Annotated in this window: 22 protein-coding genes and 1 other RNA gene; 8 read left to right on the forward strand and 15 right to left on the reverse strand. The window is 73.4% G+C overall.

The annotated features are described in order from the left end of the window. The first annotated feature begins 46 nt into the window (after positions 1–46). The gene (locus BLS67_RS00640; RefSeq protein ID WP_091237945.1) at positions 47–1,051 is read left to right on the forward strand and encodes a potassium channel family protein; all 1,005 of its coding nucleotides are present in this window, start codon (positions 47–49) and stop codon (positions 1,049–1,051) included. Here the strand turns inward: BLS67_RS00640 and BLS67_RS00645 are convergent. Next, positions 1,048–2,574, reverse strand: coding sequence for an adenylate/guanylate cyclase domain-containing protein (locus BLS67_RS00645; RefSeq protein ID WP_207500150.1), 1,527 nt, complete (start codon positions 2,572–2,574; stop codon positions 1,048–1,050). The two genes, BLS67_RS00640 and BLS67_RS00645, sit on opposite strands and share 4 nt — an antisense overlap. 169 nt (positions 2,575–2,743) lie before the next feature. Here BLS67_RS00645 and ggh point away from each other — a divergent pair, with 169 nt between their 5' ends. Then, positions 2,744–4,219, forward strand: a complete 1,476-nt coding sequence (gene ggh, locus BLS67_RS00650) for a glucosylglycerate hydrolase (protein ID WP_109504715.1) — start codon at positions 2,744–2,746, stop codon at positions 4,217–4,219. Positions 4,220–4,222: 3 nt separating this feature from the next. Here the strand turns inward: ggh and BLS67_RS00655 are convergent, their stop codons facing one another. Together BLS67_RS00655 and BLS67_RS00660 are read right to left on the reverse strand one after the other, a co-directional pair. Further along, entirely contained in the window at positions 4,223–5,053 is an 831-nt protein-coding gene (locus BLS67_RS00655; RefSeq protein WP_091237948.1) for an alpha/beta fold hydrolase, read from the reverse strand. Positions 5,054–5,097: 44 nt separating this feature from the next. Continuing rightward, positions 5,098–6,168: an alpha/beta fold hydrolase gene (locus BLS67_RS00660; protein ID WP_091237950.1), complete on the reverse strand. Its 1,071-nt coding sequence runs from the start codon at positions 6,166–6,168 to the stop codon at positions 5,098–5,100. Positions 6,169–6,263: 95 nt separating this feature from the next. Between BLS67_RS00660 and BLS67_RS00665 the strand changes: the two genes are divergently transcribed. Further along, positions 6,264–7,298: a uroporphyrinogen decarboxylase family protein gene (locus BLS67_RS00665; protein ID WP_091237953.1), complete on the forward strand. Its 1,035-nt coding sequence runs from the start codon at positions 6,264–6,266 to the stop codon at positions 7,296–7,298. Here the strand turns inward: BLS67_RS00665 and BLS67_RS00670 are convergent. After that, the gene (locus tag BLS67_RS00670; protein WP_091237955.1) at positions 7,295–7,861 is read right to left on the reverse strand and encodes a TetR/AcrR family transcriptional regulator; all 567 of its coding nucleotides are present in this window, start codon (positions 7,859–7,861) and stop codon (positions 7,295–7,297) included. The genes BLS67_RS00665 and BLS67_RS00670 overlap by 4 nt on opposite strands. 54 nt (positions 7,862–7,915) lie before the next feature. Between BLS67_RS00670 and BLS67_RS00675 the strand changes: the two genes are divergently transcribed. Further along, positions 7,916–8,335: a DUF1304 domain-containing protein gene (locus BLS67_RS00675; protein ID WP_242653674.1), complete on the forward strand. Its 420-nt coding sequence runs from the start codon at positions 7,916–7,918 to the stop codon at positions 8,333–8,335. A gap of 11 nt (positions 8,336–8,346) precedes the next feature. Beyond that, a complete protein-coding gene (locus tag BLS67_RS00680) occupies positions 8,347–9,351 on the forward strand; it encodes an NADP-dependent oxidoreductase (RefSeq protein ID WP_091237959.1) in 1,005 nt (334 codons plus the stop codon). Here BLS67_RS00680 and BLS67_RS00685 read toward each other — a convergent pair. Then, a complete protein-coding gene (locus BLS67_RS00685) occupies positions 9,348–9,584 on the reverse strand; it encodes a hypothetical protein (protein ID WP_091237961.1) in 237 nt (78 codons plus the stop codon). The two genes, BLS67_RS00680 and BLS67_RS00685, sit on opposite strands and share 4 nt — an antisense overlap. After that, positions 9,581–10,462 (reverse strand): sigma-70 family RNA polymerase sigma factor, encoded by an 882-nt coding sequence (locus BLS67_RS00690; protein WP_165617417.1) that lies wholly within the window; start codon positions 10,460–10,462, stop codon positions 9,581–9,583. The genes BLS67_RS00685 and BLS67_RS00690 overlap by 4 nt, the downstream gene beginning before the upstream one ends. Before the next feature lie 80 nt (positions 10,463–10,542). Here BLS67_RS00690 and BLS67_RS00695 point away from each other — a divergent pair, with 80 nt between their 5' ends. Further along, on the forward strand, positions 10,543–12,906 hold the full coding sequence (locus tag BLS67_RS00695; RefSeq protein WP_242653675.1) for an ATP-binding cassette domain-containing protein: 2,364 nt from the start codon (positions 10,543–10,545) through the stop codon (positions 12,904–12,906). A 206-nt stretch (positions 12,907–13,112) separates the two neighbouring features. Here BLS67_RS00695 and BLS67_RS00700 read toward each other — a convergent pair whose 3' ends face one another. The 3 genes from BLS67_RS00700 to BLS67_RS00710 all read right to left on the reverse strand — a co-directional run bounded on the left by BLS67_RS00700 (position 13,113) and on the right by BLS67_RS00710 (position 15,112). After that, positions 13,113–13,457 carry a ribonuclease E inhibitor RraB gene (locus BLS67_RS00700; RefSeq protein WP_091237968.1) on the reverse strand — a complete coding sequence of 115 codons (345 nt, stop codon included), beginning with the start codon at positions 13,455–13,457 and terminating at the stop codon, positions 13,113–13,115. A gap of 93 nt (positions 13,458–13,550) precedes the next feature. Continuing rightward, positions 13,551–13,926, reverse strand: a transfer-messenger RNA (tmRNA) gene (gene ssrA, locus BLS67_RS00705). A gap of 28 nt (positions 13,927–13,954) precedes the next feature. Continuing rightward, a complete protein-coding gene (locus BLS67_RS00710; protein ID WP_091237972.1) occupies positions 13,955–15,112 on the reverse strand; it encodes a magnesium and cobalt transport protein CorA in 1,158 nt (385 codons plus the stop codon). Between the two features lie 295 nt (positions 15,113–15,407). On the opposite strand from BLS67_RS00710, the gene yczE reads away from it, so the two are divergent. Both yczE and BLS67_RS00725 read left to right on the forward strand, forming a co-directional pair. After that, positions 15,408–16,064 carry a membrane protein YczE gene (yczE, locus tag BLS67_RS23590; protein ID WP_165617418.1) on the forward strand — a complete coding sequence of 219 codons (657 nt, stop codon included), beginning with the start codon at positions 15,408–15,410 and terminating at the stop codon, positions 16,062–16,064. A gap of 72 nt (positions 16,065–16,136) precedes the next feature. Then, positions 16,137–17,690, forward strand: coding sequence for a hypothetical protein (locus BLS67_RS00725; RefSeq protein ID WP_091237978.1), 1,554 nt, complete (start codon positions 16,137–16,139; stop codon positions 17,688–17,690). Here BLS67_RS00725 and BLS67_RS00730 read toward each other — a convergent pair. From BLS67_RS00730 to smpB, 6 genes are read right to left on the reverse strand one after another with little or no spacing between them, the layout of a single operon-like run. Next, entirely contained in the window at positions 17,687–18,253 is a 567-nt protein-coding gene (locus tag BLS67_RS00730; protein WP_242653678.1) for a carboxymuconolactone decarboxylase family protein, read from the reverse strand. The two genes, BLS67_RS00725 and BLS67_RS00730, sit on opposite strands and share 4 nt — an antisense overlap. Further along, positions 18,250–19,137 (reverse strand): SCO6745 family protein, encoded by an 888-nt coding sequence (locus BLS67_RS00735; RefSeq protein WP_091237980.1) that lies wholly within the window; start codon positions 19,135–19,137, stop codon positions 18,250–18,252. The genes BLS67_RS00730 and BLS67_RS00735 overlap by 4 nt, the downstream gene beginning before the upstream one ends. A 20-nt stretch (positions 19,138–19,157) precedes the next feature. Beyond that, positions 19,158–20,150 carry a GNAT family N-acetyltransferase gene (locus BLS67_RS00740; protein WP_091237983.1) on the reverse strand — a complete coding sequence of 331 codons (993 nt, stop codon included), beginning with the start codon at positions 20,148–20,150 and terminating at the stop codon, positions 19,158–19,160. 11 nt (positions 20,151–20,161) lie between these two features. Continuing rightward, on the reverse strand, positions 20,162–21,052 hold the full coding sequence (locus BLS67_RS00745; protein ID WP_091237986.1) for an amidohydrolase family protein: 891 nt from the start codon (positions 21,050–21,052) through the stop codon (positions 20,162–20,164). Beyond that, positions 21,049–21,972 carry an NADP-dependent oxidoreductase gene (locus BLS67_RS00750; protein WP_091237989.1) on the reverse strand — a complete coding sequence of 308 codons (924 nt, stop codon included), beginning with the start codon at positions 21,970–21,972 and terminating at the stop codon, positions 21,049–21,051. Before BLS67_RS00750 ends, BLS67_RS00745 begins: the two co-directional genes overlap by 4 nt. Then, entirely contained in the window at positions 21,969–22,451 is a 483-nt protein-coding gene (smpB, locus tag BLS67_RS00755) for an SsrA-binding protein SmpB (protein ID WP_091237991.1), read from the reverse strand. Before smpB ends, BLS67_RS00750 begins: the two co-directional genes overlap by 4 nt. Positions 22,452–22,482 lie beyond the last annotated feature (31 nt).

Below are 22,482 nucleotides of genomic sequence, written 5' to 3' on the forward strand. Positions count from 1 at the left end.
CGATCCGGGCACCCGACGTCGCTACTGTCCCTGCGGTGACGACCCCATGCTGAGCGACCACGGCGGTGTGCAGCTCGCGCACACCGAGGAGTCGCCGTTCCGCCAGGTCGGCAAGCGGGTGGTCATCGCCACCGTCGTCCTGGTCGCCACCGTGCTGATCGTCTACTTCGACCGGGCCGGCTACCGCGACAACAACGGCGACGAGCTGTCACTGCTGGACGCGACCTACTACGCCACGGTCAGCCTCTCGACCACCGGCTACGGCGACATCACGCCGGTGACGCCGAGCGCGCGGCTGGTGAACATCCTGATCATCACCCCGCTGCGCGTGCTGTTCCTGCTCATCCTCATCGGGACCACCCTGGAGGCGCTCACCGCGCGCTCCCGGGAGGAGTTCCGGGTCCGTCGTTGGAGGTCCTCCGTGCGCCAGCACGTCGTCGTGTGCGGTTACGGCACCAAGGGCCGCAGCGCCATCCGCGCCCTGCTGGCCAACGGCACCGACAAGGAGCACGTCGTCGTCGTCGACCCCAGCCCGACGGCGATCGAGGAGGCCAACTCGCTCGGCTTCACCGGCATCGTCGGCGACGCCGGGCGGGCCGACGTGCTGCGCCGCACGTCGATCGAGAAGGCCCGGGCCGTCGTGGTGGCGGCCAACCGCGACGACACCGCCGTCCTCATCACCCTCACCGTGCGGCAGCTGAACCCCAGCGTGCCGATCACGGCCAGCGTGCGCGAGGAGGAGAACGCCAGCCTGCTGCGCCAGTCCGGCGCCGACTCCGTGATCACCTCCTCCTCCACGTCGGGCCGGCTGCTGGGCCTGGCCACCGACAGCCCCCGGGTGGTCGCGGTCGTCGAGGACCTGCTGACCGCCGGCCACGGGCTGGACCTCGTGCAGCGCACGGTGACCAGCGCCGAGGTCGGCATGGGCGCCCGGCAGCTGCGCGACGTCGTCCTGTCGGTGACCCGGGGCGGGCGCACGCTGCGCTTCGACGACGCCGCGATCGGCACGCTGCAGAGCGAGGACGTCCTGGTCGTCGTCCGCTCGAACTAGCGCCGCACCCAGGTCGCCGTCGGCTCCGAGCGCCCGCGCAGCACCACCTCGTCGGCCCGCGCCCAGTGCTCGCGCTCGGCCGGGTCGGCGGCCTGCACCGTGGCGTCGTCGGCGACCGCGCGGCCGTCGTGGTCCTTGGCCAGCTCGGTGAGCCGGGCCGCGGTGTTCACCGCGTCGCCGATGACCGTGTACTCCGAGCGGCTGTCCGCGCCGATCTGACCGGCGACGACGTCGCCCCAGGCCACGCCGACGCCCACCTCCACCTCGCCGGCGTCGGCCACCGCGGTGCAGATCGCCCGGGCAGCCCGCAGCGCGGCGCCCGCGGCGTCGGGCAGCTGCGCGGGCGCGCCGAAGACGCACAGCGCGGCGTCGCCCTCGAACTTGTTCACCAGCCCGCCCTCGGCCGAGGTGGCGTCGACGACGACGGCGAAGAACCGGTTGAGCAGCCCGACCATCTCCTGCGGGCCCAGCCGCTGCGCCAACCCGGTGGAGCCAGCGACGTCGACGAACAGGGCGGCGACCGTCCGGGTCTCACCGCCCAGCTCGATGCCGTTCTCCATCGCCTGGGCGGCCACCGTGTCGCCCACGTGCCGGCCGAACAGGTCGCGCAGCCGCTCCCGCTCGGCCAACCCGGCGGCCATCGTGTTCACCCCGGTCTGCAGCAGGCCGATCTCGCCCGCGTCGTCCACGACCACCCGGACGTCGGTCGCGCCGTCGCCGATCTGCTGGACCGCCTGCCGCAGGTGCCGCAGCGGCGAGCCGACGGCGCGGGCGATGAGCAGGGTGGCCAGCAGCCCGACCACCAGGCTCACCCCGGGCAGGAAGATCGCGGTGAACCGGCCGGGCGTGCCCTGCCCGGTGGGGTCGACCACCAGCAGGATCAGGCCGACCATCGGGACCCCGCTGGTCAGACCCCAGACCAGCAGCAACCGGCGGCGGACGCTGAGCGTGCGCGAGCGGTCCGGCGGGTGCGCGGCCAGGGCGCGCGCCGTGATGTGCCGGGCCGCCCGGGCCACGAGCAGGTAGCTGACGCCGGCGGTGACGACGCCGCCGAGGACGACGGAGATGCCGATGCGCAGACCGACCAGCGCTGCCGGGTAGACCGACGCCGCGACCACCCCGATGCCGACGGCGGCGACCGCCCAGACGACCGCGACCACCCGGGCGATGTCGGCGGGCAGCCGCAGCGCGATCACCGCCTCGTCGGGGTCGGGGTCGCGTCCGGCCCACAGCCACGCGTTGGTGCGTCGCTGCTTGCCCAGCCCCCAGAGGACGCCGACCGGGACGGCGAGCACGAGGTACCCCGCACCCACGACCGCGGTCACCAGCCGGCCGGTCGGGGACTCGGCGTCCGCCCCGCCGTTCACGCCGAGCAGCAGCACGGTCACCACGCCGGCCCCGATCACGTTGGCCAGCACCACGAGCAACGTGATCAACGGCGCCACGACCCGGTCGGTGGGCACGAACCGCCGTGCGGTGCCCAGCACCCCGCTGGCGACGCCGCGCACCAACCCGGTGATCACGCGGGTCTCAACGAGCCGGGGGACGACGGGTTCCGCGCACGCCGCACAGCATCCTCGGACGGATGAGACGGGAGCCACGTGGGCGTCCTGCGGATGAACGCGCGGCGACCGGGCAGGATCACCCCAGGCAGCGTCGCCGAGCCCACATCCCTGTCGCCGCAGGAGACCGATGTCCGTCGTCCAGCCCACCCCGAACGACATCGCGCTGATGGCCGGCCGCGCCGGCTACGTGCTCAAGGGCAACGACCGCGGCCGGTTCACCGTCGCCTCGCCGACCCTCTACCCGCACATGTGGAGCTGGGACGCCGGGTTCGTCGCGCTGGGCATCGCCACCGTGTCGGTGCCCCGCGCCCTGGACGAGCTGCGCACCCTGCTGACCGGGCAGTGGTCGACCGGGATGATCCCGCACATCCTGTTCCACTCCCCCAGCGACTACTTCCCCGACCCGGACCGCTGGCGCACCCAGGTCGCCGCGGCCCGCCCGGCCGGGGTGCTCACCTCGGGCATCACCCAGCCGCCGATCCACGTCGTCGCGCTGTCCCGGATCCTGCACGACGCCCGGCGCAAGGGCGGCGCCGACCTGGAGCTGGCCGAGGCGTTCGTCGTCGAGACCTTCCCGCGCTGGCTGGCGTGGCACCGCTACCTGGCCACGGCCCGCGACCCGTACTCCCACGGGCTGGTCGAGATCCACCACGGCTGGGAGTCGGGGATGGACGACTCGCCCCGATGGGACGCCCCCTACTCCCACGTGCACCCCGGTCCCGAGATGCCGCCGTTCGTCCGCCGCGACCTCGCGCACGTCGCCGACCCGTCGCAGCGTCCCTCGGACGCCGAGTACGCCCGCTACCTGTGGCTGGTCGAGCAGAAGGTGCGGGCGCGCTACGACGACGCCGCCTACCGGGCGACCGGCGACTTCGTGGTGGGCGACGTCCTGGTCTCGGCGCTGCTGGCCGCGGCGTCGGACCTGCTGGCCGACCTCGGCTCCGAGCTGGGCGTCGACCCGGCCGGCATCGAGGAGTCCCGGGCGATCGCTCGGCGGTTCCGCACCGGCGTGCTGCGGTCGGTGAACCCCGACACGGGGCTGGCCCGCGACCTGGACCTGCGCACCGGCGGCTACCTGGACGTCGACTCGGCTGCCGGGTTCGCCCCGCTGATCTGCGGCGGGGACGACGCCCTCATCAAGGCCCAGCGGGACCTGCTGCTGGGCCCTCGCTGGTGCGGGCACTCCCGGCTCCGCTGGCCCGTCGTCCCCTCGGTGTCGCCGGCCTCGCCCCACTTCCGCGAGCGCACCTACTGGCGCGGCCCGCAGTGGCCGGTGCTCAACTGGCTGATGGCCTGGGCGCTCAACCGGTCCGGTGAGCAGGAGGCGGCGAACTCGCTGCGGCTGGCCGGGCTGGCCCAGCTGGTCGACTGCGACTTCGCCGAGTACTACGAGCCGATCACCGGCGAGCAGCTCGGCAGCAAGGACCAGTCCTGGACGGCGGCCATCGCGCTGGACTTCCTGGCCGCCCGCCGACCCGGCCGCCGCAGGCACGTGCGGCTGCTGACCAGCGAGCTGCCGCGGGTGACCCCGGCGGGCCGCCCCCCGACCCAGGGCTTCGCGGCACCCCGCGGCCCGCAGAACCGCCCCCAGCCGCGCAGCTGACGCTCAGCCCGCCAGGTGCGCCTCGACCGCGTCGACCAGCGGGCCGAGGACGGCGGCGGGCAGGGCGTGGCCCATGCCCGGCACCGTGACCACCCGCGCGCCCGGGATCGCGGCGGCCAGCCGTTGCGCGTTCGGCGGCGGGTAGGCCGGGTCGGCGGGCGCCTCGACCACCAGCACCGGGACGGCGACCGACGCCAGCTCGGCGCCGCGCGCCAGCCCGGACTGGTCGGCGGTGGCGTGCGCGGTGGCCGGCAGCAGCCCGCCGGAGTGCTCGGCCACCCGCAGCTCCTGGGCGCGGAACTCGGCGGGGTCGACCGGCACGCCGTCGCCGTGCAGCAGCCGCCAGTGCTCGACCCGCCAGGCCAGCTCGGCCTCGTCGTCCCGGGGTTCGCCCATCGTCGCCCAGAACTGCAGCAGCTCGTCGGAGGGGCCCGGCGCCGGGTCCCCGGGTGCGCCGCCGAGCGGGCCGGTGCAGAACAGCGTCGCGGACAGCAGCCGGTCGGGGTGGTCGATCAGCAGCAGCTGGACCAGCAGGCCACCCATCGACATGCCGACGACGTGCGCGCGGTCGATGCCCAGCCCGTCGAGCACCGCGACGGCGTCACCGGCCAGGTCGCGCAGCGCGTAGGAGCTGCCGGCGGTCGACCGGCCGGTGTCGCGGTGGTCGTACCGCACGACCCGGCAGGACGCGGCCAGCCGGTCGACCAGCGCCTCGGGCCAGAACAGCCCGGACGACGCCGCCCCCATCACCAGGAGGACGGCGGGTGACCGCGGGTCACCCCGCTCCTCGACCCACAGCTCGACCCCGTCGGCGACCTCCACGGTGCGTTCCACGGACCCGACCGTGCCGGATGCCGGTCCGGGGCGCGACCGATTTCTCAGACCTCGGTGGCCAGCAGCTCCCGCAGGTTGGCGTCGACGGCGTCCAGGTAGGTCTGCTCGAAGCCGAACAGGCCGAAGTGGCCGGCGATGCTGGGCAACACCCGCACCTCCGCCCCGGGGACCAGCTCGGCCTCGCGGCGGCAGTCGCGGGGCGGGAAGAACATGTCCTCGTCGATGGGCATCACGAAGGTCTTCGCGGTGATCCGGCCCAGGGCAGCAGCCAGGTCGCCGTCGGTGTGCCGGGCGACGTCCCCGCGCTGCCACTTCCAGCCCATGCTCAGCAGCGCGTTGGGGTCCATCGCGCCGAACACGGCCCGGGTGAACCGCTCCTGGAACTCCTGGAAGGTGTCCCAGCTGACGTCGGGCAGCTCGATGCCGCGCCAGAAGCCCGAGCGCCAGAACTCCGTCGACAGGCCCATGATCGCCCAGATGTCGGCGTGCCGGGCCAGGCCCGCGGCGACATCGGTGTGCGACGCGTACTCCCCGCCGTTCCACCCGGGGTCCGAGGTGATCGCGTCCATGAGCGTCTGGGTGAACAGGAAGTCGTGCGGGGTGTTCTGCGCGGTGCCCGCGATCGGTGCCGCGCGCAGCACGGCCTCGGGGTAGCGGACCGCCCACTCGTAGGTCTGCTGCGCCCCCATCGACCCGCCGGTGACCAGTGCCCACCGCTCGATGCCGAACAGCTCCTGGGTCAGCTGCCGCTGCGCGCGGACGTCGTCCCCGATCGTGACGTGCGGGAACCTCGACATCGCGATGCTCGGGTCGTCGGTGGTGTGCGGGGACGTCGAGAGGCCGTTGCCGATCTGGTTGACGACCACGATGAAGTACCTGGTGGGGTCCAGCGCCCGCCCCTCGCCGATGTACACCTGCCACCACGTGGCGTGGGTGCCGCTGAACCAGGTCGAGATGAAGATCGCGTTGCTCTTGTCGGCGTTCAGCTCGCCGTAGGTGGCGTAGGCCAGCTGGAGGTCGGGGATGGTGCCGCCCTCCTCCAGGTCGAAGGACCCCAGCGAGTGCAGCTGGTAGGCGCCCTGCACCTCGGGTGAGTAGAACGGGTTCTGGATCACGAGCAGCTCCTCGTCGAGCCGGATGGGGTGACGGGGACCACCTTGGCCCACGGCCGACGGCGGGGACAGCCCTGCGGTCGGGCAGGATCGTCGGCATGCCCCGCCCGCTGCCGAAGCTGCCCACCACCGTCGTCGGGAGCCTGCCGCAGCCCGGGTGGCTGATCGACCGCGACCGGCTGGGCCACCAGTTCCCGCCGCGGGTGCGCGCCGCCGAGCTGTGGCGGATCCCCGAGGCCGACCTCGCCGAGGCCCAGGACGACGCCACCCTGGTCACCATCCGTGCGCAGGAGGAGGCCGGGCTGGACATCGTCGGCGACGGCGAGATCCGGCGGGAGTCCTACTCCAACCACTTCGCCACCGCGCTCGAGGGCATCGACCTGGACAACCCCGGCACGGTGCGCAACCGCTCCGGCCTGGACATCCCGGTCCCCCGCATCACCGGCCCGATCACGCGGCCCCGCCCGGTGCAGGCCGACGACGTCCGGTTCCTGCGGGCGCACACCGACCGGGCCGTCAAGATCACCGTCCCCGGCCCCTTCACCATGGCCCAGCAGGCGCAGGACGACCACTACGGCAGCGACCGCGAGCTGGCCCTGGCCTACGCCGACGTCGTCCGCGCCGAGATCGCCGGCCTGTTCGCCGCCGGGGCCGACGTCGTGCAGCTGGACGAACCGTGGCTGCAGGCACGCCCGGACGTCGCCCGGCAGTACGGCGTCGAGGCGCTGAACCGGGCGCTCGAGGGCGCGGCCGGCACCACCCACGTGCACCTCTGCTTCGGGTACGCCGCCATGGTGGCGGAGCGGCCCGACGGCTACTCGTTCCTGCCCGAGCTGGCCGACGTCACCTGCGACGCCGTGTCGGTCGAGACGGCGCAGTCGCACCTGGACCCGGCGACGCTCGAGCCGCTGCGCGGGAAGGGCATCGCCCTGGGCGTGCTGGACCTGTCCACCCCCGAGGTCGAGACACCGGTGCAGATCGCCGACCGGGTGCGCCGCGCCCTGGACCACGTGGACGTCGACAAGCTGGTGCTCTCCAGCGACTGCGGCCTCAAGTACCTGCCGCGCGAGTCGGCCGCCGGCAAGATGCGCGCGCTCGTGACGGCCGCCGAGCTGGTGCGCGGGGAGGTCTAGCCGACCTGGGAGAGGGCGACGTCCAGCGACCGGACGGCGCCGTCGGGGTCCACCCGGGCCAGGGCGAACGCGGCGACTACCAGCGAGGTGCAGGTGTCGGCGAGCGGGTCGGGGTCGCGGTCGGGGAAGCGGGCCCGGACGCCGGCCGCGAACGCCGTCCGCAGCTCGGCCCGGTACCCGGCCACGACCGAACGGACGGCGGAGTCCCCGCCGATGGGCGCGGTCGCGGCGTTCACCAGCAGGCAGCCCTGCCCGGCACCGGCCGGGTCGGCGGCCGCGATGGCCACCCGCAGCCCGGTGAGGTACTCGACCAGCGCATCCGGGCCGACCTCGTCGCCGGTGAGCACGGCCAGCCGGGGGCGGACGACCTCGTCGAGGTAGCTCTGCACCGCGGCGTCGAACAGCCCGCGCTTGCTGCCGAAGGCGTGGTAGATGCTCGACCGGTTCAGCCCGGTGGCCCGCTCCAGCTCCGGTACCGAGGCGGCCTCGAAGCCCTGGGTCCAGAACACGCCGCGGGCCGCCCGGACGGCGGTCGCGGTGTCGTAGGCCTGCGGTCGGGCCATGGTTCCTCCTCGTTCTGGACCGTGCGTTGCAAAAGTACCCCGGGCGTGGCTATGGTGCAACGGTCAGTCCACAACTCGGAGGTCGGCGTGGTCGTCGCAGGTCTGGTGCTGGTCGGCGTCGCAGCCGCCGTGCACCTCTACATCTTCGTGCTGGAGTCCCTCGTGTGGACCGGCGAGAAGGCCCGGGCCACGTTCGGCACCACGCCCGAGCAGGCCCGCGAGACCCGGTCGATGGCCTTCAACCAGGGCTTCTACAACCTGTTCCTGGCTGTCGAGATCGTGGTCGGCATCGTGGTCCTGGCGACCGGCTCCACTGCCGTCGGCGCCACGCTCGTGTTCGTCGGCGCCGGCTCGATGGTGGCCGCAGGACTCGTCCTGCTGACGAGCGACCGCACGAAGACCCGGCCCGCCCTGACCCAGCTCACCCCTCCCCTGCTCGGCATCGCACTGCTCGCCGCCGGGCTCGCATCCTGAAGGAGATCGTCATGACCGAGAGCACCCAGATCCAGCTCGTCCGCCGTCCGCAGGGCTGGCCGACGCCCGAGGACTTCGCCACCGTCACCGTCACCTACGGCGACCTCGCCCCCGGCCAGGTACGCGTACGCAACGAGTTCCTGTCCGTCGACCCGTACATGCGCGGTCGCATGAACGACGTGAAGAGCTACGTCCCGCCGTTCGCGCTCGGCGAGACGATGACCGGTGGCGCGGTCGGCCGGGTCGTCGAGTCGACGTCCGAGGCCCACCCCGTCGGCGCGCTCGTGCTGCACAACTTCGGCTGGCGCGACGTCGTCCAGGAGGACGCGCGCGGGTTCCGCGTGCTGCCGGAGATCCCCGGCGCCCCCGCCTCGCTGCACCTGGGCGTCCTCGGGCTGACCGGCATGACCGCCTACGTCGGGTTGACCGCGATCGCCGGCCTGCGTGAGGGCGACACCGTCTTCGTCTCCGGCGCCGCGGGGGCCGTGGGCTCGGCGGTCGGCCAGATCGCGAAGCTGCTCGGCGCCGGCCGCGTGGTCGGGTCGGCCGGGTCGGCCGAGAAGGTCGCCCTGCTGACCGAGAAGTACGGCTACGACGCCGCCTTCGACTACAAGGCTGGCCCGGTGCTGGACCAGCTGCGCGAGGCGGCCCCCGACGGCATCGACGTCTACTTCGACAACGTCGGGGGCGACCACCTCGAGGCGGCACTCGCGGTGTTCAACGACGGCGGCCGGGCCGCACTGTGCGGCGCGATCAGCGGGTACAACGCCGACCAGGCGCCGGCCGGGCCGCGCAACATGATGAACATCATCAAGGGCGGGCTGACCCTGAAGGGCTTCACGCTGGGCAACTACGCGCACGTCGCGCCCGAGTTCCGCGAGCACATGACCGGCTGGTTCGCCGACGGGGAGATCGCCTACGACGAGACCGTGGTCCAGGGCGTCGAGAACACCGTCGAGGCGTTCCTGTCGATGATGCGCGGTGCCAACACCGGCAAGATGGTCGTGAAGGTCTAGTCGGTCGGCAGGTCGGCGAAGGCCTGCTGCATCGCCCGGTACCAGTCCATCGACTTCTTGGGGTGCCGCCACCGGCCCTTCATCGCGTCGCGTGCCGACTGGTGGGCGGCGTCGCCGGCCGCCTCGCGCTCCTTCAGGTGCTGGTCCTGGGCGTTGATGACGGCGTTCGCGTCCTCGCCGCGGTGCGCCAGGTCGCAGGGCCCGCCGAGCTGGGCGCAGGTCATGGTCTTCATCGGTGGTCCTCCGTCGTCGTGGGGGTGCTCTGGTCCTGTGACGACGGCGGGCCCGCCGGTGTGACCGACCGTCGAGCGACCTCGGCGAGCACGGCGGCCTCCGCCCGGAAGACGATGCCGGTGACCTGCCCGTCGGCCACGGTGAAGTCGAAGACCACCGTCGGCTCGCCGCGGTGGTACCAGGCATAACCGGGGCGGCCCTCCACCAGCACGGGCAGGGCCGCGTGCGCGCTGCCGTCGAAGAAGCCGGCGACCGCCTCCCGCCCGTCGATCCGCTCCGGGGTGCCCGCCTGGAGGGCGGCCGCGTCGGCGGTGACCCCGGCGTCCGGGGCCAGCAGCTCCAGCAGCCGGGCCAGGTCTCCCCCGCGCGCGGCAGCCATGAAGGCGTCCACCACGACCCAGTCGGCCAGCCGGTCCTCCGCGGCCGGCTGGGCGATCCGGGCGCGGGCCCGGGAGGCGAGCTTGCGGGCCGCGGTCGGGGTGGTGTCCAGGACGGCGGCGATCGTCGTGAACTCGAAGCCGAAGCTGTCGTGCAGCACGAAGGCCACCCGCTCCCGCGGCGGCAACCGGTCCAGCACCACCTGCAGCGCCACCCCGACGGTGTCGGCCAGCGCCACCTCCTCGGCCGGGTCGAGCGCGGTGTCCGGGACGTCGTCGACCTCCGCCACCGGCACCGGGGTGCGGGCCCTGAGCCGATCCAGGCACAGCCGGGTGGTGACCGTGGTCAGCCAGGCCGGTAGGTCGAGGACCTCGGTGTCGGTGCGGTCCAGCCGGAGCCAGGCCTGCTGGACGACGTCCTCGGCCTCGGCCCGGTCCCCCAGCACCCGGGCGGCGAGCGCGACCAGCCTGGGCCGCTCCGCCTCGAACTCCTCGACCATGCGCACACCCTCCTGACGAGCCGGCCCGAGCGGATGTGACCGGGTCGGAATTGTCGCCCGCATGCGGTAGACAGCACGCCGTGGAGCACCCAGCAGACAGCCATGACCTCATCCGCGTGGTGGGCGCCCGCGAGAACAACCTCAAGGACGTCGACGTCGAGATCCCCAAGCGCCGGCTCACCGTTTTCACCGGCGTCTCCGGCTCGGGCAAGAGCTCGCTGGTCTTCGCCACCATCGCCGCGGAGTCCCAGCGGCTGATCAACGAGACCTACCCGGCGTTCCTGCAGGGCTTCATGCCCAGCCAGGCGCGGCCCGACGTCGACCTGCTCGACGGCCTGACCACCGCGATCATCGTCGACCAGGAGCGCATGGGCGCCAACCCGCGCTCGACGCTGGGCACCGCCACCGACGTCAACGCCCTGCTGCGCATCCTGTTCTCCAAGATCGGCACCCCGCACATCGGCTCGGCGCAGGCGTTCTCGTTCAACACCGCGACGATGAGCGGCAAGGGCGGGCTCACCGTCGAGAAGGGCGCCCCCGAGGCCCGCAAGGCCCCCGAGCGCAAGGAGTTCTTCGTGCAGGGCGGCATGTGCGCCCGGTGCGAGGGCCGCGGCTCGGTCACCGACTTCGACCGCAGCGCGCTCTACGACGACACGAAGTCGATCAACGAGGGCGCGCTGCAGATCCCCGGCTGGTCGATGGACGGCTGGCAGGGCCGCATCCTGCGCGGCTGCGGCCTGTTCGACTGCGACGTGCCGATCCGCGACCTGCCCGAGCGCGAGCTGCGCGCCCTGCTGTACCAGGACGCCACGAAGATCAAGGTCGAGGGCATCAACCTGACCTTCCTCGGCATCATCCCGCAGATCCAAAAGTCCTTCCTCAGCAAGGACGTCGACGCGATGCAGCCGCACATCCGCGCCTTCGTCGAGCGGGCGGTCACCTTCACCACCTGCCCCGACTGCGACGGCACCCGGCTCAACGACACCGCGCGCTCCTCGCTGGTGGCCGGGAAGAACATCGCCGAGCTGTGCCAGATGCAGATCAGCGACCTGGCCGAGTGGGTGCGCGCCCTCGACGAGCCGAGCGTGGCCCCGCTGCTGCAGGGCCTGCGCGACACCCTCGACGCCTTCACCGACATCGGGCTGGGCTACCTGTCGCTGGACCGGCCGGCCGGCACGCTGTCCGGCGGCGAGGCCCAGCGCACCAAGCTGATCCGGCACCTGGGCAGCTCGCTGACCGACGTCACCTACGTCTTCGACGAGCCCACGATCGGGCTGCACCCGCACGACATCGGCAAGATGAACACCCTGCTGCTGCAGCTGCGCGACAAGGGCAACACCGTGCTGGTGGTCGAGCACAAGCCCGAGACGATCGCCATCGCCGACCACGTCGTCGACATCGGTCCGCGCGCCGGCACCGCGGGTGGTGAGGTCGTCTACGAGGGCTCGCTCGAGGGCCTGCGCGCCAGCGGCACGCTCACCGGCCAGCACCTCGACGACCGGGCAACGCTGAAGTCCGAGGTCCGCACGCCGACCGGGGTGCTCGAGGTGCGCGGCGCCAGCACGCACAACCTCCAGGACGTCGACGTCGACATCCCGCTCGGCGTGCTGACCGTGGTCACCGGGGTGGCCGGGTCGGGCAAGAGCTCGCTGGTGCACGGGTCCGTGGCCGGTCGCGAGGGCGTGGTGAGCATCGACCAGAGCGCCATCAAGGGCTCCCGGCGGAGCAACCCGGCCACCTACACGGGCCTGCTCGAGCCGGTGCGCAAGGCGTTCGCCAAGGCCAACGGGGTCAAGCCGGCGCTGTTCAGCGCGAACTCCGAAGGAGCCTGCCCGTCCTGCAACGGCGCCGGGGTGATCATCACCGAGATCCCCACGATGGGCACCGTCTCCACCCCCTGCGAGGAGTGCGAGGGCAAGCGGTTCCAGGCGGCCGTGCTCGAGTACACGCTGGGCGGCAAGAACATCGCCGAGGTGCTCGCGCTGCCCGTCTCCGAGGCCCACGACTACTTCGGCACCGGCGAGGCGAAGACCCCCGCGGCGCAGAAGGTCCTGGCCCGCATGGTCGACGTCGGCCTGGGCTACCTCACGCTCGGCCAGCCGCTGAACACGCTGTCCGGCGGCGAGCGGCAGCGGCTGAAGCTGGCCACGCAGATGGGCGAGGGCGGCACCGTCTACGTGCTCGACGAGCCCACCACCGGCCTGCACCTGGCCGACGTCGACCAGCTGCTCGGCCTGCTCGACCGGCTGGTCGACTCCGGCAGGTCGGTGATCGTCATCGAGCACCACCAGGCCGTCATGGCCCACGCCGACCGCATCATCGACATCGGCCCCGGCGCCGGCCACGACGGCGGCCGGGTGGTCTTCCAGGGCACCCCGGCCGAGCTGGTCGCCGACCGCGCCACCCTCACCGGCCAGCACCTCGCCGAGTACGTCTGCGCCTGACCGGGCTCGCGTCCACCGAGTGGCGCCTCAGGATCCAGGACGGGTCGTCCCCGAGCCCTGGGGCGCCACTGGAGGCAGGTGCTCCTCGACGTCCCACGCTGCTGCTGGCGCGAGGGTGGGCGTGATCCCGCTGGCGCGCTCGACCGGGACGGCGTCGTGTGGTCCGTGGCTGCCGCCTGGGACCGAGGGGCCACGCACCCTCGGCCTCAGTCGTCCGCGGGGTCCGCGGCGAGGTAGCCGGCCCAGCCGTCGTACTCGCCGCCGTGCCGGCCCACGACGTCCAGGATCTCCCGGGTGAAGGCGTCGGCGGTCTCGACGTCGGCGGCGTCGATGCGCGAGAACTCGACCCGGGCCCGCCGCAGCCCCCGCCGCACCCCGTCGATGCGGAACCCGGCGGCCACGAGCTCGGCCTGTACGGCCTCGACGTGCCGACGCGGCACCACCACCAGGTGGTCCAGCGGGCGCGGCACGTGCGGCGCGTCCCCCATCGCCACCCGCTGCGCCACCATCGCCACGGTGGCGTCGTGCTGGGCAGCCATGTCCGAGGTCATGACCACCGACCGTACTGGCCCAGGACGCAGCAGAGCCCGGGCGGTCCGTGGACCGTCCGGGCTCTGCCGACTCTGCAAGGGGTGGTGCTGTGATGGTGGAGGTGGCGGGAATCGAACCCGCGTCCTTCGACGCGCGACCAGGGCTTCTCCGAGCGCAGTCCGCGTAGTCCCTGCTCGACCTTCCCGATCCCACGAACAGGTCGGGACGACAGGCCCAGTCGCTGTGGGGTGTCCCGTGCCGGTCCGCGACCGACCAGCACGGTGAGTCATCTAGCTGATGCCAGGATCCGGGCCGATGACAGAACCCGGGCTGACAGACTCACTCTGGCTGCTTACGCAGCGAGAGCGAAGTCGCGCTGACTGGAGTCGGCGCTTGTGTGTTTTCCAACGCGTGGTTAACGAGCTCATCGTTGGCTTCCTCGGCTCGCTTCCCCTGGTGACCCGACCGAAGTCGAGACCAATCACCCCCTGTGCAGTTGTACTGGCGGAGCTTACGCCTAGATCCAGTCCCGGCGCTTGAAGATCACGTACAGGGTGAAGCTGACGCCGAACATCAGGGCCAGCGCGACCGGGTACCCGAACTGCCACTCCAGCTCCGGCATGTGCTTGAAGTTCATCCCGTAGACCCCACCCACCAGCGACGGGGCGAAGAGGATGGCGGCCCAGGCGGAGATCTTCTTGACCTCCTCCCCCTGGGCGATCGAGGTCTCCGACAGCGTCTTCATCTCCTCGTTCTGCCGCTGGGCCACCAGGGTGGCGTTGACGGTGAGGATGTCGCGCAGCTGCGACCGGAAGGCGTCCACCCGCTCGTTGATCCCGGTGACGTGGTCGGCGACGTCCCGCAGGCTGGCCCGCAGCTCCTCGTCCACGCCGTACTTCTCGAACCCGGCGGTGATCGCCGCGCAGATGCCGGTCAGCGGGGCGGTGGCCCGCTGCACGTCGAGCACCTCCTGGGACAGCTCGTAGATGCGGCGGGACACCGTCGGGTCACCGCGGAAGACCTCGAGCTCGATCTCGTCGATGTCCTTGTCCAGCCCGGCGAGCACCGGCAGGTACCCGTCGACGACGGCGTCCAGGATCGCGTACAGGACCGACTCGGTGCCCTTGGCCAGCAGCTCGGGGTCGCTCTCCAGCCGCCGCCGCACCCGGGCGAGGTCCGGGGACTCGGCGTGCCGGATCGTGATCACGAAGTCGCGCCCCAGGAACAGGTGCAGCTCGCCGAACTCGACCTCCTCGCGCGCGTCCAGGTACCGGGCGGCCTTGAGGACGACGAACAGCGTCTCGCCGTAGCGCTCGAACTTCGGCCGCTGGTGGGCGTGGATGGCGTCCTCGACGGCCAGCTCGGGCAGGTCGAACAGCTCGGCGAGCTCGCCGACCTGGTGGGGCTCGGGCCGGTACAGCCCCAGCCACGCCAGCCGGTTCTCGGCGAAGCCGTCGGTCAACCGCAGCCACGCCTGGCTCTCGGCCGGGGACTCCGGGGTGTCCACGCGCTTGCCGTTGCTGTACACGGCGTTGTCGATGAGCTTGGGCGCCCGACCGGGCAGCTCCAGCCGGGTCACCGGCTCGGGCGCGAAGCCTGCGGGCCGAGGACGCCGGGTGAGCGTGCTGAGGGCGGTGAGCGGAGCGGTGAGCTGGGGACGGCGGCGATCGGCCACGACGGACTCCCGGGGACGGTGCGGGTGAGGGACGTCGGAGGGGTCCCGCGCGCGACGCGTCGGCGGCGTCAGGCTGCGGGGACCTCGGGACTGCTACTGGGAGGTTCGCTGCGCATCGCGCGCCACCTCCCCCGGTCCGGGCCCACCCGTCGGGGCCGTCGTCCATGGTGGCACGTCGCAGTGCCGTGATCGCCCCGGCCCGCTGTGGATCGGGTGAACACCACCCGACCGGAGCAGTCCAGCGGTCCACCGTGGACTGCTCCGGATGCCTTCCGAGCGGTCCACCCTGGGTGGCGTGACCCGACCGCCCGTCCTCACCCCGCGCCAGCAGCTCCGCGCCGGCCGCCTCCCCCGCCGGCTCGTGCAGCTCTACGCCGGCCTCGCCCTGTACGGCTTCTCCATGGCCATGGTGCTGCGCGCCGACCTCGGGCTGGACCCGTGGGACGTGCTCCACCAGGGCCTGGCCGAGCAGCTGGGCTGGTCCTTCGGCACGGTGGTGATCGCCGTCGGTGCCCTCGTCCTGCTGCTCTGGGTGCCGCTGCGGCAGTGGCCGGGGCTGGGCACGGTGAGCAACGTCGTCGTGATCGGCGTCGCGGTGGACGCCGGCCTGGCGGTGCTGCCCCCGGTCGAGTCCCTGTGGCTGCGCTCCGGGCTGCTCGTGGGCGGCGTCGTCCTCAACGGGTTCGCCGGGGCCACCTACCTGGCCAGCGCGTTCGGCGCCGGACCCCGCGACGGGCTGATGACGGGGCTGGTGGCCCGCACCGGCCGCAGCGTGCGGTTGGTGCGCACCTGCCTGGAGATCACCGTGCTCGGCGTCGGCCTGCTGCTCGGTGGCACGGTCGGGGTGGGCACGGTGCTCTACGCGGTGGCCATCGGCCCGCTGGTGCAGCTCTTCCTGCCGCTGGTCGCCGTCCGGCCGAGGACGCCGGACCGGGAGGCCGTCACCGCCTGACCCGGGCGGGGCTCAAGTGCGCCGGCGGCGGTGCCGATCAGGTGCGGGACGCCCCACGACCCGAGGACCCCCGTGACCGCCACGCTCACCCCCGCCGTCCAGCCCGGAGCGCCCGGGGTGGATCGGCCGTCGAGGGTTCGCCGAGCCCTGGCCCGGGCCCGGCGGCACCGGGATGCGCTGCTGCTGTTCGGCGCGCTCCCGTTCGTGCTCGCCGGCATCGCCCGAGCGACCACCTTCGCCGAGGGCGACACCTACTGGCAGATCACCACCGGTGCCGAGGTGCTGGCCCGGCGGACGACCTCCCTCGTGGAGAACGACAGCTGGGACGCCGCCGGCACTCCGTGGCACCCGAACTCCTGGCTCTACGACGTGCTGGTCGAGCGGGCGTGGGTCCTGGGGGGCTGGACCGCCCTGGGCCTGTTCACCGTGCTCACCGTGGGTGCGGTCGGGATCGCGGCCACCGTCGTGGGACGCCGCCTCGGCGCCCTCACCCCCGAGCTGACCGTGGTGGCCACGGTGGCGCTCGTCCCCGTCATCCCCTGGCTCTCCGCCCGTCCGCAGTCGCTGAGCTACGCCGCGGCGGTCCTCGTGGTCGGGCTGTCCTGGTCCGTGCTCGGGGGCACCGGCCGCCGGTCGCTCGTCCTCGGCGCCCCGGCGCTCGCCGCCCTGACCGCGCTCTGGGTCAACGTGCACCTCGCCGCGCTGAGCGGGCTGGCCGCGGTGGGGGGCGGGGTCGCCGTCGCCGTGGCGGTCGGGCCGCTCCGCGACGTGGTGCGCGCCCGCAGCAGCTGGACCGCCGCCCTCACCCGGCTGGGTCGGCCCCTCGTCGTCCTGGTCGCGGTCGGCCTGGGCTGCCTCGCCTCGCCGTTGGGCACCGGCATCGTCGCGGCGGCCGGGCACACGGCCGGCGCCTCGGTGGAGATCATCGACGAGTGGGCTCCGCTCTGGCGTGCCAAGCCGATGCTGGTGCTGACCTGGGTCGCCGCGGCGGCCGCGCTGGCCGCGCTGCTCGGCGCCTGGCGGCGGTCGGCCGGGCAGGGAGGGACCCCGGTCTGGCTGCCGTTCTGGGTGGGCGCGGTCGCGGTGCTCGTCGCCGGCGGGGTGACCGCCGCCCGGTTCTCCCCCATGGCGCTCCTGGTCGCCGTGCCCGCGGTGGCCGCCGTCCTGCCGGTGGTGCGACCGGCCCGCACGCCCTGGCTGGTGAGCCGGCTGGCGGTGACCCTGCCGGTGGCCGTCGGCGCCGCCGTCCTGGGCGTGGCCCTCGCCAACGCGGCCGACTTCGGTCGACCCGGACCGCTGTTCCCGACCGAGGCCACCATCGCGGCGATCCCGGACGGGTGCCGGGTGCTCAACGAGTACGACGACGGCGGCCTGCTGACTCTTCTCCGCGGTGCGGACGGCGTGCTGATCTCCGCCGACGGCCGCAACGACGTCTACGGGGTGGCCACGCTGATGGGCACCGAGCGTCTGATGCGCGGTGCCGACGGTGCGCTGGACACCCTGGCCGACGAGGGCGTCGACTGCCTGCTCCTCATGCCCGACCGACCCCTGGTCGCCCAGGCGGTGGCCGCCGGGTGGCAGCTCACCGCCCAGGACGCCAACCGGGTCCTGCTGGTCAGGCCCTAGCTGGACCCCACCTCGCCCTCGGGCGGGGGCACCTGCAGGGCGACCAGGAACCGGCTGACCATCGCGTAGCCGCCGATCGTCACCATCAGCTCGACGATCTCGCGCTCGCTGAACTCCGCCCGCACCCGCTGGAAGAGCAGGTCCGGCACGGCGATCTCGAACGTGGCGGTGTCGGTCAGCTCGAGGACGAGGTTCTGCCGGTAGTCGAAGTGCTGGGCCGGGTCCATGTCGTAGAGCGCGTCGATCTGGGCGTCGGTGACCCCGGCCCGCCGGGCGGCCTCCTTGTGCGCCACCCACTCGAAGGCCGCGTTGTTGAGCACGGCGACCCGCAGGATGGCCAGCTCGCGCAGGTCCGCGGCCAGGGAGGACTTGTGCCGCAGTGCGCCCAGCAGCTCGTTCCAGCCGTCGGCGACCGGTGGGCTGTGCAGGAGCAGCTTGTCCAGCGCCGACAGCTCGCCCCCACGCCGGGCCGCCATCCGCTCGGCGATCGCCGCGTCGGCGGCGGCGACCTCGGGGAAGGGCAGCCGGGCGGCAGCGGTCGACTCGTGCCCGTGGGCGCTCACCGCGAACCCCCCGCCAGCACGCCGGCCGGGTAGGCCCCGTTGCCGACCAGGGTGCGGGCCATGCCCTTGGCCAGCTGCACCACCCGCTCGGTGCGCTCGACCCCCAGGTGCTCGAAGGGTTCCACGCTCATCGTGTCCGTCGCCTCCTCCACGGCCCCGCGCAGGGCCGTGCCGTCCTCGGTCAGGGATCCCTGCTCGTCGAGGTGGCCCCGGGCGACGAGCGCGTCCTGGGCCACCCCCCACTCCTGCGCCGACCAGCCGCGGGTGCGCTGGGCGGCCTCGACGGTGAACCCGCGGCCGGTCGCGGTGTGGGTCACCAGCGCCTCCAGGCCGGAGAGCCCGTGCAGCTGCAGGGCCATCAGGTGGCCGTCGCCGCGGTGCTCGCGCAGCAGGGTGACCGCGTGCCAGAGCCGGGTGACCGGGTCGGTGGGCCACGCGAGGTCGGCGTGCCCGGCGTAGAGCGGACGCGCCTCGGGGGCGAGCACCGTGCAGGCCTCGGCGAGCAGGTCGCCGAGCTCGACGACGTCGGCGGTGGGGGTGTCGCCCAGCAGCCGGGTGAGCGACGCGCCGGCGCTGGTGAACCGGGCGGCGACGACCTGCTCGGGCGTGGCCAGGCTCCAGCAGCGGGGCACGTGCCGGGCGACCAGGGCGGGCGCGAAGTTGTAGAAGGTGGCGGTGACCACGCCCGGGGAGACCGCCCCCATGGGGGCCGCGCGGCCGGCGAAGTAGGTCATCCGCCCCGGGCGCAGGCCGACCGCGACCAGGTGCTCGTCGAGCTCCGGGGAGAAGTAGTGCTGCGAGTGCAGGGGCTCGATCGCCCGGTGCGCCCGCGCGGCCAGGCGGGCATCCACCCCCGGCGGTGTGAGCTGATCCACAGTGACCATGCCCGGACCCTACTGGGCGGTCACCCCCGCGGTGCGAGCTGCACCGACCACGACACCTGGGTGCGGCGCACCCGGAAGCCCATGGCCGTGTAGAGGCCCTGGGCGTCGGAGACGTTGTCGGTGTCCACCTCCAGCGACGCGGTGTCGCACCCGGCGTCGGCAGCGGCCTGCAGCGCCGCGACGATCACCGCCTTGGCCAGCCCGCGGCCGCGCGCGGCGGGCACCACCCCGATCTGCCCGTAGTAGGCCTCGACCTGCCCGGTCGCGGCGGTGTCGGCCTCGTGGACGTAGGCCAGCACGTAGGCCAGGACGGCCCCGCCGCCGGCGACCCCGTCCTCGACCGCCAGCACCGTCAGGTCCGGGCGGAACGCCCGCTGCCCGGTGAACATGGACTCCCAGGACGTGCGGTCGCGCTCGCTGGAGCCGTAGTGCTCGGTGAAGGCCGCGTTGTGCGCGTGCCGCACCTCCTCGTCGCGCGACCAGTCGAAGGCCACCAGCTCGACGCCGTCCACGGCGCGGGGCGCGGGCAGGTCGGTGAGCGGGCGGGACATCGACTGGAACCAGCGGGCCGGCTCGAAGCCGGCCCGGCGGAGCAGACCCTCCTGGCCGGCGATGGTGCTCTGGGCGAGCACGGTCAGCCGGCCCGGGGCCTCGGGGTGCCGGGCGGCGTGGATCTCCCGGCCCCGGCCGGCCTGCCAGTCCAGCAGCGCCCGGCCGATGCCGCGGCCGCGGTGGTCGGGGTGCACCCGGCCGTCCAGGTGCACGCCGTAGGCGCCGCGGAACGTGGGCGGCGCGATCGTCGTCCCCACGGCCACGACCTCGTCGCCGTCGAGCACCACGCGGGTGTCCAGGTCGACCTCGACGAAGGGGGCGAACCAGTACTCGGCCAGGTCGTGCGCGTCGTGGTGCTCGCCCGTGTCGTCGACCCGCTCGGCGGCGGCGTGCAGCGCGGCCACCGCGGGCAGGTCGTCCCGGGTCAGGGGGCGGTCGGTGAGTCCGGCGGGGAAGGGCACGGGTACCGACCCTAGGGGGTGATCCCGAACAGCCGGGCCCCGTTGCCCCACAGCACCGCGCGCAGCCAGTCCTCCCCCAACCCCAGGCCGTGCAGCGCGGCGAGCTGGTGGGCGTACGGGTAGGGGATGGTCGGGAAGTCGCTGCCCAGCAGCACCTTGTCCCGCAGCGCGGCCAGCCGGGGCAGCAGGGCCCGGTCGAAGGGCATCAGGCGCTCGGTGAAGTCGGTGGCGAACATCGTGGTGTCCAATCGGACGCCGTCGTAGGTCTCGGCGAGGGTCAGGAACTCGGCGTACTCGGGCATGCCCAGGTGCGCGACGACCAGCTGGAGGCGCGGGTGCCGCTGCAGCAGGCCCTGCACCGGCGCCGGCCCGGTGTGCTCGCCGGCCAGCGGACCCGACCCGCAGTGGATGACCACCGGGGTGCCCGAACCCTCGAGCGCGGTCCACACCGGTTCGAGCAGCTCGTCCCGGGGGTCGAAGGAGCCGACCTGCACGTGCACCTTGAACACCCGGGCGCCGGCCTCGATCGCCGCGGGTACGTAGCGGGCGGCGTCGGGTTCGGGGAAGAAGGTGGCCGACTGCAGCACCTGCGGGTGCTGCTGCGCGAACGCGGCCGACCAGTCGTTGAGCCCGGCCGCCATGCCCGGCTTGTGCGGGTAGTTCAGCGCGGAGAACGCCCGGACGCCGAGCCGCGCCAGCTGGTCCAACCGCTCCCCCGGCGTCCCCGGGTAGGTGACCGGCCAGGGCGCGCCGTAGTGCGTCTCCGCCTGGGCGAAGTAGGCCCACACCGCCGCCTGCACCCGCTCGGGCATGAAGTGCACGTGCACGTCGACCAGCCCGGGCACCCCCAGCTCGGCGACGTAGCAGGGGACGTCGGCGTCGTCGAGCGGGGGGCGGGTCATCGCAGCGTGACGACGACCTTGCCGCGGACGTGACCGGCCGCGACCAGCTCCTGCGCCTCGCCGGTGCGCTCCAGCGGGAACGCCTTCGCCACCGGCACCCGCAGCTGGCCGTCGTCGGCGAGCCGGGCCAGCTCCTCGAGGTCGTGCGCATCGGGCCGGACGAATACGTACTGCCCGCCCAGGTCGTTCACCGCGGGGTCGACGACCGAGGCGATCCGGGCCGGGTCGCGCACCTGGTCGGGGGCATCGGCCAGGGTGGCCCCGCCGACCAGGTCGAGGACGGCGTCGACCGGCTCGGTGAGCTGCTCGCTCAGCGGGCCGTCGGCGTAGTCGTACACCTCGGCGCAGCCGGCCTCACGCAGGAAGCCGTGGTTCTTGGCGCTCGCCGTGCCGATCACGTGCGCGCCGAGGGCGACCGCGATCTGCACCGCGTTGAACCCGACGCCGCCCGCGGCCCGGTGCACCAGCACCCGGTCGCCCTCGCCGACGTCGAGCACCTCGGTCAGCGCCTGGTAGGCGGTCAGCCCGGCCAGCGGCAGCGCTCCGGCCTCGGCGAAGCTCAGCGACGCGGGCTTGTGCGCCAGGCAGCGCTGCGGGGCGGCGACCAGCTCGGCGCACGTGCCCAGGCCGACGTCGTCCCGGCGCACGTAGCCGAACACCTCGTCGCCCACGGCGAACGCGGTGACCGCCGGCCCGACCTGCTCCACCACGCCGGAGACGTCCCAGCCGGGCACGATCGGGAAGTGGTGCGGGAACAGCTGGGCCAGCCCGCCGGAGCGGATGCCGACGTCGACCGGGTTGACCCCGGCGGCGTGCACCCGGACGAGGACGACGTCCGGCCCGACCGGCGGGGTCGGCAGGTCCTCGCGCAGCTGCAGCACCTCGACGCCGCCGAACACGTCGTAGGCGATCCCCCTCATCGCCGTCCGCCCCTCTTCACGTACTGCCCGAACGCGCGCTCCATCTCGCGGCGGCTGTCCTTCTCCGCGAGGTCCTGGCGCTTGTCGTAGCTCTTCTTGCCCTTGGCCAGCGCCAGCGTCGCCTTGGCCCGGCCGTCCTTGAAGTAGAGGTCGAGCGGGACGAGGGTCAGCCCGCCCTCCTTGGTCTTGCCGACCAGCTTCTCGATCTCGCTGCGGTGCATGAGGATCTTCCGCTTGCGCCGCGGCGTGTGGTTGGTCCAGGTGCCCTCGGTGTACTCCGGGATGTGCACGTGGTGCAGCCACACCTCGCCGTCCTCGACCATGGCGAAGCCGTCGACCAGCGAGGCGCGACCCATCCGCAGGCTCTTGACCTCGGTGCCGGTCAGCACCAGGCCCACCTCGTAGGTGTCGAGGATCGAGTAGTCGTGCCGCGCCTTCTTGTTCTGGGCGATGAACTTGCGCCCTTGTTCTCGCGGCATGGCTGTGCACCTCGTCGTCCTCCGGACGACA

The sequence above is a fragment of the Klenkia soli genome (assembly GCF_900103975.1).
GTDB classification, from domain to species: domain Bacteria; phylum Actinomycetota; class Actinomycetes; order Mycobacteriales; family Geodermatophilaceae; genus Klenkia; species Klenkia soli.

What these genes read in the sequence shown, in the direction of transcription:
- BLS67_RS00680 (WP_091237959.1), top strand. Translation starts at nt 8,347, where the DNA reads ATGACCGAGAGCACCCAGATCCAGCTCGTCCGCCGTCCGCAGGGCTGG.
- BLS67_RS00665 (WP_091237953.1), top strand. Translation starts at nt 6,264, where the DNA reads ATGCCCCGCCCGCTGCCGAAGCTGCCCACCACCGTCGTCGGGAGCCTG.
- smpB (WP_091237991.1), bottom strand. Translation starts at nt 22,451, where the DNA reads ATGCCGCGAGAACAAGGGCGCAAGTTCATCGCCCAGAACAAGAAGGCG.
- BLS67_RS00640 (WP_091237945.1), top strand. Translation starts at nt 47, where the DNA reads ATGCTGAGCGACCACGGCGGTGTGCAGCTCGCGCACACCGAGGAGTCG.
- BLS67_RS00690 (WP_165617417.1), bottom strand. Translation starts at nt 10,462, where the DNA reads ATGGTCGAGGAGTTCGAGGCGGAGCGGCCCAGGCTGGTCGCGCTCGCC.
- BLS67_RS00700 (WP_091237968.1), bottom strand. Translation starts at nt 13,457, where the DNA reads ATGACCTCGGACATGGCTGCCCAGCACGACGCCACCGTGGCGATGGTG.
- BLS67_RS00685 (WP_091237961.1), bottom strand. Translation starts at nt 9,584, where the DNA reads ATGAAGACCATGACCTGCGCCCAGCTCGGCGGGCCCTGCGACCTGGCG.
- BLS67_RS00745 (WP_091237986.1), bottom strand. Translation starts at nt 21,052, where the DNA reads ATGACCCGCCCCCCGCTCGACGACGCCGACGTCCCCTGCTACGTCGCC.
- BLS67_RS00735 (WP_091237980.1), bottom strand. Translation starts at nt 19,137, where the DNA reads ATGGTCACTGTGGATCAGCTCACACCGCCGGGGGTGGATGCCCGCCTG.
- BLS67_RS00670 (WP_091237955.1), bottom strand. Translation starts at nt 7,861, where the DNA reads ATGGCCCGACCGCAGGCCTACGACACCGCGACCGCCGTCCGGGCGGCC.
- BLS67_RS00750 (WP_091237989.1), bottom strand. Translation starts at nt 21,972, where the DNA reads ATGAGGGGGATCGCCTACGACGTGTTCGGCGGCGTCGAGGTGCTGCAG.
- ggh (WP_109504715.1), top strand. Translation starts at nt 2,744, where the DNA reads ATGTCCGTCGTCCAGCCCACCCCGAACGACATCGCGCTGATGGCCGGC.